Here is a 14,763-nt window from a genome sequence, read left to right on the forward strand (position 1 = left end):
CGTGCCGCAATCCGGCGCGCACCGAGCGCGCCTATTCCTGCGAGCGCGGGGTCGGCACTTTCGCCGCGACGCTGAAGTCGGCGATCTTCCATAGATAGAACGCGGCATAAGTGCGGTATGGGCCCCAGCGTTGCCCGCGCTCGGCAAGTTCCTTCGGCGTGGGCATCTGCGCTTGTTTGTCTACGCGCTGGGCGCCCTTGCGCACACCCAGGTCGTCGATGGGCAGCAGGTCCGGGCGGCCCAGGCGGAACATCAGCATCATCTCCACCGTCCAGCGGCCAATGCCGCGTACCGGCACCAGTGCTTCGACGATGGCGTCGTCTTCCATGAAGGCGAGTCTGCGTAACGAGGGGATTTCTCCATCCAGCTCACGCCGCGCCAGATCGCGCAATGCCAGCGCCTTGTTGCCAGAGACACCGCAGGCGCGCAGCGCCGCATCGTCCACTCGCCCCAGGGTGTCGGCATGCAGACGGCTCGATCCGATCGCCACCTCCACCCGCGCCACGATCGTGGATGCGGCCTTGCCGCTGAGTTGCTGAAACAAGATCGCACGCGCCAACGCGTCCACCGGGTCGAACGGTTTGCGCCAACCTGGCTGCGGAGCGATGGGGCCGATGCGCTTCATCCACGCGCCCAACGCGCGGTCGCGCCGGCTTAACTGCGCGAACGCCGCCTCCACATCGAACCCGCGGGCATGCCGTGGCATCTCAGCGCCTCAACGCGCCGATCGCCAACACCACCCAGCCCAGCATCAGGCCGACCCCGCCGATCGGTGCAAGGCTGGTCGGCCAGTGCAGCAAGGCGCCGCCAACCAGGCTGCCGGCAAACAGCAACGTGCCGAGCAACAACAGATACAACCCGACGCGCGCGAGCGCACGCGTTTCGGTGGCGCCCAGCACGACCAGTACGGCGCCGTGCCCAAATGCGTACAGCGATGCCAACTGCAGCCGCGACTGCACCAGCGCGTCGGTCACGCCGTGCGAGGCGTAGGCCGACAGCCCCACCGCGATGGCGGCCAGCAAGCCGCCGCAAAAGGCCAGCAACGAGGGATGTTTCTTGCGACGTTCGATTAAAGACATGCGGGCAGTTTCCGTTGCGGCGCCGTGGCGCAAAAAAAAACGCGCCGCAAGACTGCGGCGCGTTTTCGTCTGGATCAGATCATCGTGGTGAAACGATTACTTGATGGCCCAGTAGACGTCATAGGTACCGTCCTGCGTAAACGACTTGTCCACGCCGCCCTTCCAGGACTCGTACGGACGTTCGGTCACGTCGTTGCCGCCGGTGGCAGACCAGGCACGCAGCGAGCTGCGGACGGCATCCAGGCCGGCCATATGGCCTGCGTAGGTAGCAAATGCCGAACGGTGTGCCTTGGTGCGCTCGTACTTCACCGGAGCTTCGGACGGGATGTTGAGCTTCAGCTCTTCACCCGTTGCGGCAACCGGTGTCGCATCGACAGGTGCAGCAGCTGCTGCGGCGTCGTCCTTCTTGGCGTCGGTCTTGGCGGTGTCGGTCTTGGCATCGGCCTTCGGCGCGCCACCGGCACGCTTGCGGACCGGCTGCACGACGTCGAACGCGTACTTGTCGCTGGCAAAGTCGGTGGTGACGATCCGAACCGGACCAGCAGCTTCCAGACCATTGGCGTCCATCACGCGCTTGATCCACTCCTGGTTGTCCTTGATCGACTTCTTGATCGTCTCGTTATCACGATCGATGTTGCCCGCGGTGACGACCAACAGGTCCTCGGCCGGCACATCGACGATCTTGAGATCGCTCAACACCGGCTTGCCGTCCAGCTGCGCGCGGTAGTCGAAGTTCGGCACGGTGGCCAATGCGGTTGCCAGACGCGACAGGCCCAGCTTCAGGTCGTCGCCCACGTGGCGGCTGACATACAAGCCCGCATAACGACCAAACAGGTTCCAGCCGTACTTGACGCTGTAATCCTGGGTGATCTTGACGTTCTTGTTGTTCTTGCCGGTCGGAGCCAGAGTGAAATTGGTGACCTTGTCGTAGCCCTTGGTGGGATCTTCGATCGCGATCTCAACACGCTCGTTCTTGACGGTGTTTTTAATTTCCCAGCTGCCGCTGCCGATATAGCCCTCGGTGGAGCTGTATTCGACGCGTGCACCCTTGCCCTCTTCCGGGCCGGCCAGCTTCAGCTGGATCTTCGGGTCACGCAGCACAAGCGGGTTCCAATCCTTGAAACGACGGAAGCTGTTCACGGTGTCGTAAACAATCGTCATTCTGCGGTTGGTCTCAACACTCTCGGACATCTGCCGCTCCGAGGGCAACACCAAGCCCACCACGACAAACAAGCCAGCCACGATCCCCAAGGCGATCAGGAACTCGATAATACGGGTCATTCAGGAGGTCTCCGGGGCCGATCCCACGGCCGGGTTGAGTGAAGCGAAGCCACCATCCTAGCAGGCTTCGAGAAAGATGTTCAGTTGTGCGACGGGTAGCGCGGTCTTGCGGTGTCATTTAGCGCACGCGGCGCTGCTGCGGAACTGCGCAATCCCAGTCTGTACAAGGGTTTGCGCCAATTGCGCGCAGTCATCATGCACATCGCGCGCTGCGTGCGTGTGATGCCGCATTAGCCAAAGGCATTTGGGGGCGTGTCACCGCACCACTCGGCGCAACGCAACCGCATAAAGATGCATGCAGGCCGGCGATGCCGCATCGCGCAGCGATCGCCGTGCAGGGCGGCATTGAGTTACGACGGCACTGCCGTCAGACCAGCTGCAGCTCGAATGCCTTAAGTAACGCGCGGGTGCGGTCGCGCACGCGCAATTTGGACAGGGTGAGCAGGCGCTGCCTGCAAGCCGCAGGCTTGCGCGCCCGCGAACGCCCGGCGCGCTGCGCCGGGCGGGACATCCTGCTGTCAGACCAGCTGCAGCTCGAATGCCTTGAGTACCGCGCGGGTGCGGTCGCGCACGCCCAACTTGGACAGGATGTTGGACACGTGATTCTTGATGGTGCCCTCCGCCACGCCCAGCGAATTGGCAATCTCCTTGTTGGAAAAGCCGCTCGCCATCAACCGCAGGATCTCGGTCTCGCGATCGGTGAGCGGATCGGGCCGGTCCAGGCTGACGAACTCGTTACGCATGTGCTCCAGGCCCGAGAGCAGGCGCTGGGTGACCGCCGGCTGCACCAGCGAGCCGCCGTCGGCCACGGTGCGGATCGCGCCGACCAGCTGTTCCAGCGACACGTCCTTGAGCAGATAGCCCTTGGCGCCAGCCTTGAGCCCGGCCAGCACCAGTTGGTCGTCGTCGAAGGTGGTCAGGATGATGGTCGGCGGCAGGGTGCCGTTGCGCGAGAGCATCTGCAGGGCTTCCAGGCCGGACATCACCGGCATGCGCATGTCCATCAGCACCACGTCCGGCTGGATCTGCGGAATTTGCTCCACCGCCTGCTTGCCGTCCGAGGCCTCGGCCACCACCTCGATGCCGTTGTCCAGAGCCAGCAGCGAGCGGATCCCCTGGCGCACCAGGGTTTGGTCGTCGACCAGGCACACACGGATCATCAGAACACTCCTTGAGTAACGGCCGCAGGCATCAGTGCCGGCGCGCCTGGAACGCAGATGCGCAGGCCGAAGCCGTCGCCGCGCCGGGTTTGGATTTCCAGCTTGCCACCATACTGGTTGAGCCGTTCACGCATGCCGCGCAGTCCGTTGCCGGGCGCCACCGCATCGGCGCCATGGCCGTCGTCGCGGGCGTCGATCAGCACGGTATCCGCATCGCGCCGCACCTGGATCCACAGATTGCGCGCGCCAGCGTGGCGCACCGCGTTGGTGATGATTTCCTGGGTGCAGCGCAGCAGCACGTGCGCCCGCTCGGGGTCATCCAGGGTCAGCGGCTGGGCGATATCCAGATGGATGTCCAGCGACGGGACCTGGGTCACCAGGGGGCGCAGCGCCGCTTCCAGATCGATGGCGCCGCTGTCGCGCAAATGGCTGACCGCCTCGCGCACATCGGTGAGCAGCAGCTTGGCCAGGGTGTGCGCCTGACGCACGTGTTCCTGCGCCTGGCCCTCGGTGATGTGGCCGGCCACTTCCAGGTTGAGGCTGAGCGCGGTGAGATGGTGACCGAGCAGATCGTGCAGCTCGCGCGAGATGCGGGTGCGCTCGTTGATGCGTGCGCTTTCGGCCAGCAGCGCGCGGGTGGCGCGCAGTTCGGCGTTGAGCCGGCGCTGCTCTTCGCGCGCCTCGGTCTGCTGCCGGGCGACCAGGCTGGTGACGAAGATGAACATCGAAAAGCCGCCGTAAAGCAGCGATTGCATCAATGCGCCGGAGACCGGGAACCCCAGCAGCAGATGGTAGACCGGCAGCACCGCCAGCTGGCTCAGCACCAGCCACACCACGCCAACACGTAGCGGCAACAGCCAGGGGATCACCCCGGCCGCCACCATCATCAAAATGCTGCCGAGGCCGGTTCGGGTGAGATAGCTGACCGCCAGCGCGCAGATCGTGAGCAGTAGCAGGATAAGGCGATCGTACCAATGCGCGTGACCGCCACTGTTCAAGCCGCGCGTCAACCAGAAATAGCTGACACCGAAGCCGATGAAGAACGCCGACATCGTGGCGGCCTCCAGCACGCTGCGGTGGTCGCCATCTTCTGCAGGCGCCCAGTAGATGAACACCAAAGGCATGGCGATCATCGCCCAGGTGAACAGGCCGGCGAAGCGCAGGACGCGCGTATGACTGAGGTATCCCAACATGCTGGCATCTTAGGCCCAAGCGCCGCCGCTGCCCTCTTGCCGGAAGTCATGCATGCACGTGTTCGCCTGCAAGCACCTGGCAGCAGGGCCGGGTTTGCGCATGCGCGGTGCCCTGCGCGAAGGCGACTTGCGCGCCGGGGCGCACGCGGCGGGTCGCCGCTTCAGGCCACGCATGTAATAATCCGACGCAGATCCGATTTCGGATCGAGAGCGTTACCCCACGGAGTCCCAATGTCGATCGTCATCCGCGACGTGCGCGAGCACGAGCTCGATTCCGTCCTGGCCCTGAACAACAATGCCGGACTGGCGATCCTGCCGCTGGATTCAAACAAGCTGCAACGCTTCTACGAACAGGCCGAATATTTCCGCGTCGCCGAGCGCGACGGCAACCTGGCCGGTTTCCTGGTCGGGTTCGGTAGCGGCAGTGCCCATGACAGCAGCAACTTCGCCTGGTTCCGGGACCGTCATCCGGAATTTTTCTATATCGACCGCATCGTGGTCGCCAGCCGCCGTCGCGGCGGTGGCGTCGGGCGGGCGTTCTATGCCGATGTGCAGAGCTACACCGAGCTGCGCTACCCGCAGCTGGCTTGCGAGGTGTTCTTGGACCACGGCGCCGATGCGGCGTTGCTGTTCCATGGCAGCTTCGGCTTCCGCGAGGTCGGCCAGAACACCATGCCCGACGTGGAAGTGCGCGCGAGCATGCTGATGAAAGACATGAGCAGCTATCCGTGGGTCAAGGAGACCTATGGCGGCAAGTTGCCCGAAGAATTGCCGTGGGTCGGCCGGCCGCGGCATGCCGCCGCCACCGACAACCCATCGACGGGGAGCTGAGCGTGTCGAGTGTGAATGTGGATTTTGAACAGGCCGGCGAACTCAAGATTGGCCAGGTGGGCATTGCCAACCTGCGCGTGCGGACGCTGGATGTGCCGCGCCTGGTGCAGGAAATGCGCGAGCGCGTGACCCGCGCACCCAAGCTGTTCGGGCGGGCGGCGGTGATCCTGGATTTCGGCGGCCTGTCGCAGGTGCCGGACGTGGCCACCGCCAAGGCGCTGCTGGATGGGCTGCGCGATGCCGGCGTGCTGCCGGTGGCGCTGGCTTACGGCACCAGCGAGATCGACCTGCTGTCGCAGCAACTCGGCGTGCCGCTGTTGGCAAAGTTCCGCGCGCAATACGAGCCGACCGCGGTCAGCCCACCGCCTCCACCACCGCCGGCGGCACGCGCCGAACCCGCAGCGCCGGCCGCGCGCCCGGCGCCGGGCCGCATGCAACGTAATGCGGTGCGTTCGGGCCAGCAGCTGTACGCGGAAAACTGCGACCTGACCGTACTCAATACGGTCGGCGCCGGGGCGGAGGTCATCGCCGACGGCAGCATCCATATCTACGGTACCCTGCGTGGCCGCGCTCTGGCCGGCGCGCAGGGCAACCCGGACGCGCGCATCTTCTGCCGCGACTTCCACGCCGAACTGGTCGCCATCGCTGGCCACTACAAGGTGCTGGACGATGTTCCCATGGACCTGCGTGGCAAGGCCGTCCAGGTCTGGCTGGAGCAGGATCAGATCAAGATCGCTGCGCTTGATTGACGCGGCCCAACCACAGAAATATTCGGAGAAATCCTTTGGCTGAAATCATCGTAGTCACCTCCGGCAAGGGCGGCGTCGGCAAGACCACCACCAGCGCGAGCCTGGCCTGCGGGCTGGCACGGCGCGGCAAGAAGGTCGCCGTCATCGACTTCGACGTCGGTTTGCGCAACCTGGACCTGATCATGGGCTGCGAGCGGCGCGTGGTGTACGACTTCGTCAACGTCGTGCATGGCGAAGCCACGCTCAAGCAGTCGCTGATCAAGGACAAGCGGTTCGACAACCTGTACGTGCTGGCTGCCTCACAGACCCGCGACAAGGATGCACTGACCCAGGACGGCGTGGAGAAGGTGCTCAAGGACCTGGCCGCCGACGGCTTCGAGTACATCGTCTGCGATTCGCCGGCCGGTATCGAAAAAGGCGCGTTCCTGTCGATGTATTTCGCCGACCGCGCCGTAGTGGTGGTGAACCCGGAAGTGTCCTCGGTGCGCGACTCCGACCGCATCATCGGCCTGCTCGATTCCAAGACCCGCAAGGCCGAAGAAGGCAAGACGGTGCCGGCGTTCCTGTTGCTGACCCGCTACAGCCCGGGCCGCGTGGAAGGTGGCGAGATGCTCAGCATCACCGACGTGGAAGAAGTGCTGGGGCTCAAGGCCATCGGCGTGATTCCCGAATCCGGCGACGTGCTCAACGCCTCCAACAAGGGCGAGCCGGTGATCCTGGACGGCGAGTCCCCGGCCGGCCAGGCCTACGACGACGCGGTCGCCCGCATCATGGGCGAAGAGCGCCCGATGCGATTCATATCCGTGGAGAAGAAAGGCTTCTTCAGCAAGCTGTTCGGAGGCTAAGCATGGGCCTGCTCGATTTTCTCAAGAGCAAGAAGAACACCGCCGAGACGGCCAAGAACCGCCTGCAGATCATCATTGCGCAGGAGCGCAACCACCGTGGCGGGCCGGATTACCTGCCGCTGCTGCAGCGCGAATTGCTGGAAGTGATCAAGAAGTACGTCAACATCGACGCCGATGCGGTGCGGGTGGATCTGGTCAAGGACGGCGAGCACGACGTGCTGGATATTTCAGTCGCCTTGCCGGAAGACGGCGACAAGTAACGCGGTCATTGCCGCCGGCGTGCAGCCCGTAGACGCTTGCGCGCTGTGTGGCGGTCGCCGCATTGTCCTCCTGACGGTACCGTGTTCGCACGGTGCCGTTTTGGTTTCTGCCCCACTACGCGCCATTGCGGCGCGCCCGACCGCGAGCCACTGCGCGTGATTCCACATCCTGCTTCCGCATCCGATGCTTCCGCTGTGCTGTGCGTGGCCGATATCGGCCTGGACGCACCGGCAGCCTTGCTGGGCCGGTATGGCCTGCGCCTGCATCGCGTGGACGCTGACGCGCCGATTCCTGGCAGTTTCTGGGGCGAACCGGAAGCGGGCATCATCGGCTGCGATGTCTATGTGCGCGACGACACGCCGGTGCATTCGATGCTGCATGAAGCCGGGCACCTGATCGTGCTGCCTGCCGACAAACGCGCCGCCGTACATACCGATGCCACCGATTCGGTGGATGAGGAAGACGCCACCTGCTACCTGCAGATTCTGCTGGCCGCCCAGTTACCGGGTGTGGGCAGTGCGCGGCTGATGGCCGACATGGATGCCTGGGGCTATACCTATCGACTGGGGTCCACCCGCGCCTGGTTCGAGCAGGATGCGGAGAACGCGCGCAGCTGGTTGCACGAACGCGGGCTGCTGCCGGTCTGAGCTGGCTGCATGATGGTGCGGTGCGCGCTGTGGCGCCCACCAAGGGACAAGATGCTTGCATGGCTTGGGGTGCAGGCTGAGGACTATTGCCTGTGCCTGCAGATCACCGTGCGCGATCAACATGCCGTCGCAGCGTGCGCCGTGCACTGCACCGTCTTGCGATGCAGGCAGTGCGCACGCTGAGGCTATGCGTGTGTGGGCTCGATCGCGGCCACGGCACCGAACAGATCCAGCGTCGCGACAGTGCCCTGCCCTGCATCGGATTCCAGGCTCAGTTTCCAGCCCAGGTGCTCGCACAGCCGCCCGATCAGTTCCAGACCGATGCCGTTGCCCTGCCGTGCATTGCCGCGCGCCAGGCGTGCGTAGATCGCGCTGATTTCTTCCGGCGTCATGCCGTGGCCCGGGTCGGCGATGCGTACCATGCCGGGCGCCGATAGGGTGATGCGGATAATGCCGCGGTCGCTGTTTTCGATCGCATTGCGTAGCAGATTGCCGATGGCGGTCTGCACGATGGCGACCGGGGCGGTGAGGCTGCACGGCGGCAGCGGGTCGATGACCAGCTGCAGATCCTTGTCTGCGCACAGATGCGCGTGGTCGGCGACGATGTCCGGAATCAGATGATCCAGCCGCAACGTATCGCTGCTACCCACCAGCCGGCTCGGGTCTTTCGCCAGCACCAGCAACAAGGTGATCAGTTGCTCTACCGATGCGCTGGTCTGCGCGATGCGCTGCAACTGATGGCGCACCGCCGGCGGCGTGCCGGGTTGCTCCAAGGCCAGTTCCACCGCATTGCCAATCACCGCGATCGGCGTGCGCAGCTCGTGGCTGGCGCTGTCGATGAAGGCGCGTTCGCGCTCGACGAATTGGCCGTTGCGCTCCAGATAATCGTTGAGCGCATCGGCGATGACGTACAACTCGGCGCTGCCCTGCGCGCCCACGGCAATCTGTTGCGCACGGCGTTCCGGACGCAGCGCACCGATGTCGCGGGCCAGCTTCACCAACGGGCTCACCAATCGGGCCATTGCGTAAGCGCCCATCAGCAAGGTGATGCCGATCAGCGCGATACCGGCGGCCAGCATCCAGCGGGTGAGGAATTTTTCCAGCGCTTCGAAATCGGTGATATCCAGCACCAGCACGAGGCGACCGGCATGCGGCGTGTCGCGCACCATCAACGCGCTCGGGCGGCCATCGATGTCACGCTCGTGCAGGCCGGGATGCAAGGTGCGTAACACCGGCGGCACGGGCTTGCTGCCATCGAGGCGATACAACCGCAAGGTGTCCGAATCCTGCCAGTGATAACCGGGACTTTGCGCGCTGCTGTCCAGGATGCTGTCCAGTTCCGAGTTGAGCAGCGAGCGCCACACGCCATGCTCGGCGCGCTCGTGCAGGTATTGCGCGGTGCCGAACACCGCCAACGTCATCAGCAAGGTGTAGCCGAACAACCACACCATGACCCGACGTCCCAACGGGCGCGGCTTAGCCATCGGCGCGATCGCTGCTCGTCGGTTCGCTGGCGCCATCGAGTTCTGCCAAACGGTAGCCAAGCCGTGGCAGGGTATGGATCAGCTTCTGCGCGAACGGTCCGTCCACGCTGCGGCGCAATTCGTAGATATGCGAGCGCAGCATGTCGCCGTCGGGCGGGTCGTCGCCCCACAACGATTGTTCCAGGCGCTGCCGGGTGACGGCGGCCGGGCTGGCCTGCATCAACACTTCCAGCAATTTGCGGCAGGCCGGGTACAGGTGCAGCACCTGCCCGTCGCGGGTGGCCTCCAGGGTGGCAAGATCCAGACGCAGATCGGCCACCTGCAACAGCTTGCCGCGACGACGGCCATGTGCACGCGCAAGCAAGGCCTCGATGCGCACCTCGAGCTCGGGCAGCGCGAACGGCTTGGTCAGGTAATCGTCCGCCCCGGCGCGGAAGCCGGCGATCTTGTCCGGTAATTCGTCGCGTGCGGTCAGCATGATCACCGGCAGTTCGGACTGATGCTGCTCGCGCAGGCGGCGCAACACCTCCGGCCCGTCCATGCGCGGCATCATCCAGTCCAGCACCAGCACGTCGTACTGCTGGGTGGTGGCCAGATGCAGGCCGGTGACGCCATCGGGCGCTGCGTCCAGGGTATGCCCGCGCGCTTCGAAATAGTCGAACAGGTTGGCAACCATGTTGCGGTTGTCTTCGATGACCAGCAGCCGCATGGCGGTTTCCAGAACAGCCCGACAGGGACGGTGTGCGCATCCTAACCGAGCCGAGCCGAACCCGACCGCTCCAGGCGGCTCGGCGCGCGCTCCGACAAAACTCCGACCTGCTTGCCAGCTATCGTTCGGCCCCTTTTAATCGGGGCATGCACGTGTCGCCTGCCAGCTCTGCCTCTCTCCCTCGTCGGCGTGCGTTGCTTGCCGCGTTGCTGCTGATCGTCGTCAGCCTGCTGGCCGGGCTCGGGCTACGCCAACCCAATCCGCCGGACGAGCCGCGCTTTGTGCTGGCCGCACGCACCATGGTCGAAAGCGGCCATTGGCTGCTGCCGCACCGTGGCAGCGAGCTGTACGCGGAAAAGCCGCCGGTGTTCATGTGGCTGCAGGCGGCGAGTTATGAGCTGGTGCCGCGCTGGCCGGTCGCATTTCTGTTGCCCTCGCTGCTGGCCGCGCTGGCAACGCTGTGGCTGACCTGGGACATGACGCGCCGGCTGTGGAACCGGCGCGTGGCCGGCTACGCGGTGCTGGCGTTGTTTGCGGTGCTGCAATTCGGCCTGATGGCCAAGCGCGCGCAGATCGACATGGTGCTGGTGGCGCTGACCACGCTGTCGCTGTGGGGGTTGCTGCGGCATGTGCTGCGCGGGCCGGACTGGCGCGCGTGGACGCTGGGGTTGTTTGCCGCCGGCGTCGGCACGGTGACCAAGGGCGTCGGCTTCCTGCCGCTGCTGCTGTTGCTGCCGTGGATGGCGTTGCCGCGCCGGCATTGGAGCGTGCTGCCGGCACGGGCGCAGGCCGGCCGTAGCTGGCTGCTGGTACTGCCGGCGTTTTTGGCTGGCACCGCAGTTTGGTTGGGGCCGCTGGGCATCGCGCTGCTGCACAGCGACGACCCGCAATTGCACGCTTACGCGCATGAGCTGCTGTTCAAACAAACCGGCACGCGCTACGCGCACGCCTGGCATCACGTCAAACCGTTCTGGTACTACCTGCAAGTGATCGCCACGCTGTGGCTGCCGGGCTGCCTGTTGTTGCCGTGGCTGCTGCCGGCGTGGTGGCGGCGGCTGCGTCGCGGCGACCCGCGCTATGTGCTGCTGCTGGCGTGGAGCGTGCTGGTGCTGCTGTTCTTCAGTGCCAGTCCGGGCAAGCGCGAGGTCTACATCTTTCCAATGCTGCCCGCGCTGTGCGTGGCAGCGGCGCCGTTGCTGGCCGAGCTGCTGCGCCGTCGCGGTGTCCGCGTGCTGCTCACCGGCTATGTGCTGCTGCTCGCACTTGCCGGCCTGGTCCTGGGTGCCGGCATTGCGCTGCATCTGCACTGGGCCGAAAACACCGCGCTGAAGCGCGGCATGGAGCTGGCGTCGTTGCAGTCGGTGGGTTTCTGGCTGATCGGTCTTGGCATCGTCGGCGTGGCGGCGCTGGCGTGGTCGCGCGGTCGTCGCGCTGGCACCGCGGTGGTGGTCATGACGGCGGCGCTGTGGAGCGTGTACGGTCTGGGCTTGATGCCCGCGCTGGACCCTTACAGTTCGTCTGCGCGGCTGATGCAGCGCGTCGGCCAGCGTATCGGTCCGGATGCGGAGCTGGGCATGCTGGCCTGGCGCGAACAGAACCTGCTGCAAGCCGATCGTTCAGTGACCGATTTCGGCTTCAAGGCGAGTTGGCAGCAGCAGTGGGACAAGGCAGGCCCGTGGCTTGCGCAGGCGCCAGAAAAACGTTGGTTGTTCGTGCTCAAGCAGGCTGTACCGGCGTGCATCGATCCGGCGCAACGCATCGATATCGGCGAATCCAATCGCAATCAATGGCAATTGGTGCCAGGCACCGCGTGGCACGCCGGTTGCATCACCACGGCGTCCGACAGCGAACAAACCGGTAGCGACGGCGACACAGACTGAACGCTTGGTGTCGGGTTAACGGCTGGGCAACTTCAGTCCGACCGCTCTCCGACATCCGGGTTTCGAAGATGCCGGGCAATGACACAGACCGACATCTCGATGAGCACGCTTCCCGTCCACGCGCCAGTTTTGGCGCGCACCGCCCGTGATGTGCAGGCGCGCTTCTTCGTTCGCCATCTGTGGATGCCGCTGGCGGCTGTGCTGTTGGTCAGCGCGTTGTTGATGGGCGCAGGCGGCGACCAGTGGGTTGCCGATGCGTTGTATCGGCTGGAAGGCGGGCACTGGCTGCTCAAGGACCACTGGTTTACCAGTGGCGTGATTCATCGCATCGGCAGAGGGTTGAGTACCGCTGCGGGTGTCAGCGTCGTGATTCTGGCGGTGGCTGCCTGGTGCAGGCCGCGTTTGCGCGTGCTGCGCTGGCCACTCACCTATCTTGCCGCATCGATCGCGTTGTCGACCTCGCTGGTGTCGTTGCTCAAGTCGTGGACCGCAATGGATTGCCCGTGGGATCTGAGCCGATATGGCGGCACGCAGGCGATGATCGGCTTGTTCGAATCGCGCCAGGGCATTGCCGCGTCCGGTTGTTTTCCGGCGGGCCATGCCAGTGCCGGGTATGCGTGGGTCGCAGTGTATTTCTGTGCGTTGTCGCTGCGTCCTGCGTGGCGCTTCCCAGGTTTGTTTATAGGGTTGGTGGCAGGTCTCATTTTCGGCGTTGCGCAGCAACTGCGCGGCGCGCATTTCCTCTCGCACGATGTATGGTCGCTGGCAGTGTGCTGGCTGACAGCATTGGGGTTGTACTGCGTGATGCTGGCTCGGCCACATCGCACGTCTGATTCGATGTTGCCATCGGGGGATGCAGCATGAGCACCTGGTTACCGGAACCGCGCGGGCGCACCAGCATTCGCGCGCTGACATGGAGTACCCGGCCGACCGTGTCGACCGAAGCGCTGGTGTTGCTGTCGAGCGTGTTTTTCGCGTTGGTATGCAATCAGCTGTTCTGGCGCACGGCAATGGCCACGCACCCGGGAAGTATCGGGTTTGCCATTTCGTTGATGGCGCTGCTGGTTGCCGTACACGCGCTGTTGTTGGGTCTGCTGGTGTGGCGCTGGAACGCCAAACCGCTGTTGACCCTGCTGCTGTTCACCACTGCGCTGGCTGCGCACTACATGGACAGCTACAACGTCTATCTGGATGCGGACATGCTGCGCAACGTGCTGCATACCGACCACAAGGAGTCGCGCGAGCTGCTCACGCCGGGGCTGATTTTTCCACTGGTGTGCTACTTCCTGATTCCCACCGTGCTGCTGTGGCGTACGCGCTTGCGTGTACGCAGCACGGGCAAGTCGCTGCTGGTGCGGGTCGGCTTCTTGCTGGCGGTGGCGGTGGTGGGTGCCGCCGGCACCATGCTGTCATCGCAGGATATCTCGGCGTTGATGCGCAATCACCGCGAAGTGCGCTACCTGGCCACGCCGATCAACTACATCGTCGCTCTGCGGCAGAACCTCAAGTCCGATTCGCCGATCAAGCATGCGCCCAAGCAGCCGATCGAACACGATGCGATCGCCACGCCGCGCGCTGCTGGCAGCCGCCCGCGTCTGTTGCTGTTGGTGCTGGGCGAGACCGCACGTGCGCAGAATTGGGGCCTCAGCGGCTATGCGCGCCAGACCACGCCGGAGCTGGCGCAGGCGGGCGTGATCAATTTCCCGGACATGCATTCGTGCGGCACCAGTACCGAAGTGTCGGTGCCCTGCATGTTCTCGCCGTTCGGCCGCCGCGATTACAACGAAGACATGATCCGCGGCCACCAGTCGTTCCTGCACGTGCTTGAACACGCCGGCATCTCCACGCTGTGGCGCGACAACCAGTCTGGCTGCAAGGGCGTGTGCGAGGGGCTGGAGATCCAGAAGCTGGACGATGCCACCACGCCGGAGCTGTGCGCCGACGGCCGTTGCATGGACGAAATCCTGCTGCGCGATCTGGCGGCGCAAGTGCGTGCCAAGCCCGGCGACCGCGTGGTGGTGTTGCATCAACTCGGCAGCCACGGCCCCAGCTATTTCGAACGCTACCCGGCGCAGTTCGAGCGCTTCAAGCCGGTGTGCAAGACCGCCGACCTGGGCAGCTGCAGCCGCCAGAGCATCGTCAACGCCTACGACAACTCCATCGGCTATACCGATCATTTCCTCAATCAGGCCATCCATACATTGCGTGGCTTGTCCGACTACGACACCGCGATGATCTATCTCTCCGATCACGGTGAATCGCTGGGCGAGAAGGGCCTGTATCTGCATGGCGTGCCGTATGCCATCGCACCGAAAGAGCAGACCCACGTGCCAATGGTGATGTGGTTCTCGCCGGAGTTTGCGCGCGACCGTGGCCTGGATGAGGCCTGCCTGCGCCATCGCGCCGGGCAATACACCGATCAGGACGCGCTGTTCCCCTCGGTGCTGGGCCTGATGCAGGTCAAGACCAGCGTATATGCACGCGAACGCGACGTGTTTGCGCAGTGCACGGGGAAAGGCTGAGCGTTCCGCACCGCCAACGGCGGGATCCATTGCCGCTGCGTGGCATCCGCACCGGCACCGCTTGCCCATGAAGCACCGCTTGCCCTGAAGCATCGCTTGCCCTGAAGCCTCGCGCGCTCTAG

The 14,763-nt window shown here is 64.7% G+C and carries 15 protein-coding genes and 1 pseudogene; 8 read left to right on the forward strand and 8 right to left on the reverse strand.

Features of this window, described 5'->3' with window-relative positions; all coding sequences use genetic code 11:
• Positions 1–31: 31 nt before the first annotated feature.
• The 6 genes and pseudogenes from ASF90_RS02865 to ASF90_RS02890 form a co-directional block, all read right to left on the reverse strand.
• Positions 32–706 (reverse strand): DNA-3-methyladenine glycosylase, encoded by a 675-nt coding sequence (locus ASF90_RS02865; RefSeq protein WP_055845592.1) that lies wholly within the window; start codon positions 704–706, stop codon positions 32–34.
• 1 nt (position 707) lies between these two features.
• Positions 708–1,079 (reverse strand): DUF423 domain-containing protein, encoded by a 372-nt coding sequence (locus tag ASF90_RS02870; RefSeq protein WP_055845594.1) that lies wholly within the window; start codon positions 1,077–1,079, stop codon positions 708–710.
• A gap of 96 nt (positions 1,080–1,175) precedes the next feature.
• Complete coding sequence (locus ASF90_RS02875; protein WP_055845596.1) at positions 1,176–2,360, reverse strand: SRPBCC family protein; 1,185 nt, start codon at positions 2,358–2,360, stop codon at positions 1,176–1,178.
• Between the two features lie 367 nt (positions 2,361–2,727).
• Positions 2,728–2,796, reverse strand: a pseudogene (locus tag ASF90_RS24050) (DNA-binding response regulator); the annotation flags it as partial.
• Positions 2,797–2,878: 82 nt separating this feature from the next.
• The gene (locus ASF90_RS02885) at positions 2,879–3,520 is read right to left on the reverse strand and encodes a response regulator transcription factor (protein WP_005990002.1); all 642 of its coding nucleotides are present in this window, start codon (positions 3,518–3,520) and stop codon (positions 2,879–2,881) included.
• Positions 3,520–4,713 carry a sensor histidine kinase gene (locus tag ASF90_RS02890; protein WP_055845602.1) on the reverse strand — a complete coding sequence of 398 codons (1,194 nt, stop codon included), beginning with the start codon at positions 4,711–4,713 and terminating at the stop codon, positions 3,520–3,522. The genes ASF90_RS02885 and ASF90_RS02890 overlap by 1 nt, the downstream gene beginning before the upstream one ends.
• A gap of 231 nt (positions 4,714–4,944) precedes the next feature.
• On the opposite strand from ASF90_RS02890, the gene ASF90_RS02895 reads away from it, so the two are divergent.
• The 5 genes from ASF90_RS02895 (at position 4,945) to ASF90_RS02915 (ending at position 8,046) form a co-directional block, all read left to right on the forward strand.
• Positions 4,945–5,544: a GNAT family N-acetyltransferase gene (locus ASF90_RS02895; RefSeq protein ID WP_055845605.1), complete on the forward strand. Its 600-nt coding sequence runs from the start codon at positions 4,945–4,947 to the stop codon at positions 5,542–5,544.
• A 2-nt stretch (positions 5,545–5,546) separates the two neighbouring features.
• On the forward strand, positions 5,547–6,293 hold the full coding sequence (minC, locus tag ASF90_RS02900; RefSeq protein ID WP_055845608.1) for a septum site-determining protein MinC: 747 nt from the start codon (positions 5,547–5,549) through the stop codon (positions 6,291–6,293).
• Positions 6,294–6,328: 35 nt separating this feature from the next.
• On the forward strand, positions 6,329–7,138 hold the full coding sequence (gene minD / locus ASF90_RS02905) for a septum site-determining protein MinD (protein ID WP_055845610.1): 810 nt from the start codon (positions 6,329–6,331) through the stop codon (positions 7,136–7,138).
• Between the two features lie 2 nt (positions 7,139–7,140).
• Positions 7,141–7,398, forward strand: a complete 258-nt coding sequence (gene minE, locus ASF90_RS02910; protein ID WP_005994583.1) for a cell division topological specificity factor MinE — start codon at positions 7,141–7,143, stop codon at positions 7,396–7,398.
• Positions 7,399–7,548: 150 nt separating this feature from the next.
• Complete coding sequence (locus ASF90_RS02915; protein WP_055846266.1) at positions 7,549–8,046, forward strand: hypothetical protein; 498 nt, start codon at positions 7,549–7,551, stop codon at positions 8,044–8,046.
• 185 nt (positions 8,047–8,231) lie between these two features.
• Here the strand turns inward: ASF90_RS02915 and ASF90_RS02920 are convergent, their stop codons facing one another.
• Both ASF90_RS02920 and ASF90_RS02925 read right to left on the reverse strand, forming a co-directional pair.
• The gene (locus ASF90_RS02920; RefSeq protein ID WP_055845613.1) at positions 8,232–9,530 is read right to left on the reverse strand and encodes a HAMP domain-containing sensor histidine kinase; all 1,299 of its coding nucleotides are present in this window, start codon (positions 9,528–9,530) and stop codon (positions 8,232–8,234) included.
• On the reverse strand, positions 9,523–10,239 hold the full coding sequence (locus ASF90_RS02925) for a response regulator transcription factor (RefSeq protein WP_055845616.1): 717 nt from the start codon (positions 10,237–10,239) through the stop codon (positions 9,523–9,525). Before ASF90_RS02925 ends, ASF90_RS02920 begins: the two co-directional genes overlap by 8 nt.
• A 146-nt stretch (positions 10,240–10,385) precedes the next feature.
• Here ASF90_RS02925 and ASF90_RS02930 point away from each other — a divergent pair, with 146 nt between their 5' ends.
• The 3 genes from ASF90_RS02930 to ASF90_RS02940 all read left to right on the forward strand — a co-directional run bounded on the left by ASF90_RS02930 (position 10,386) and on the right by ASF90_RS02940 (position 14,641).
• A complete protein-coding gene (locus ASF90_RS02930) occupies positions 10,386–12,119 on the forward strand; it encodes a glycosyltransferase family 39 protein (protein ID WP_055845619.1) in 1,734 nt (577 codons plus the stop codon).
• A 99-nt stretch (positions 12,120–12,218) separates the two neighbouring features.
• On the forward strand, positions 12,219–12,983 hold the full coding sequence (locus ASF90_RS02935) for a phosphatase PAP2 family protein (RefSeq protein ID WP_055846268.1): 765 nt from the start codon (positions 12,219–12,221) through the stop codon (positions 12,981–12,983).
• Complete coding sequence (locus ASF90_RS02940; protein WP_055845622.1) at positions 12,980–14,641, forward strand: phosphoethanolamine--lipid A transferase; 1,662 nt, start codon at positions 12,980–12,982, stop codon at positions 14,639–14,641. Before ASF90_RS02935 ends, ASF90_RS02940 begins: the two co-directional genes overlap by 4 nt.
• The last annotated feature ends 122 nt before the right edge of the window (positions 14,642–14,763 follow it).

The sequence above is a fragment of the Xanthomonas sp. Leaf148 genome (assembly GCF_001423585.1).
Taxonomy (GTDB): Bacteria; Pseudomonadota; Gammaproteobacteria; order Xanthomonadales; family Xanthomonadaceae; genus Xanthomonas.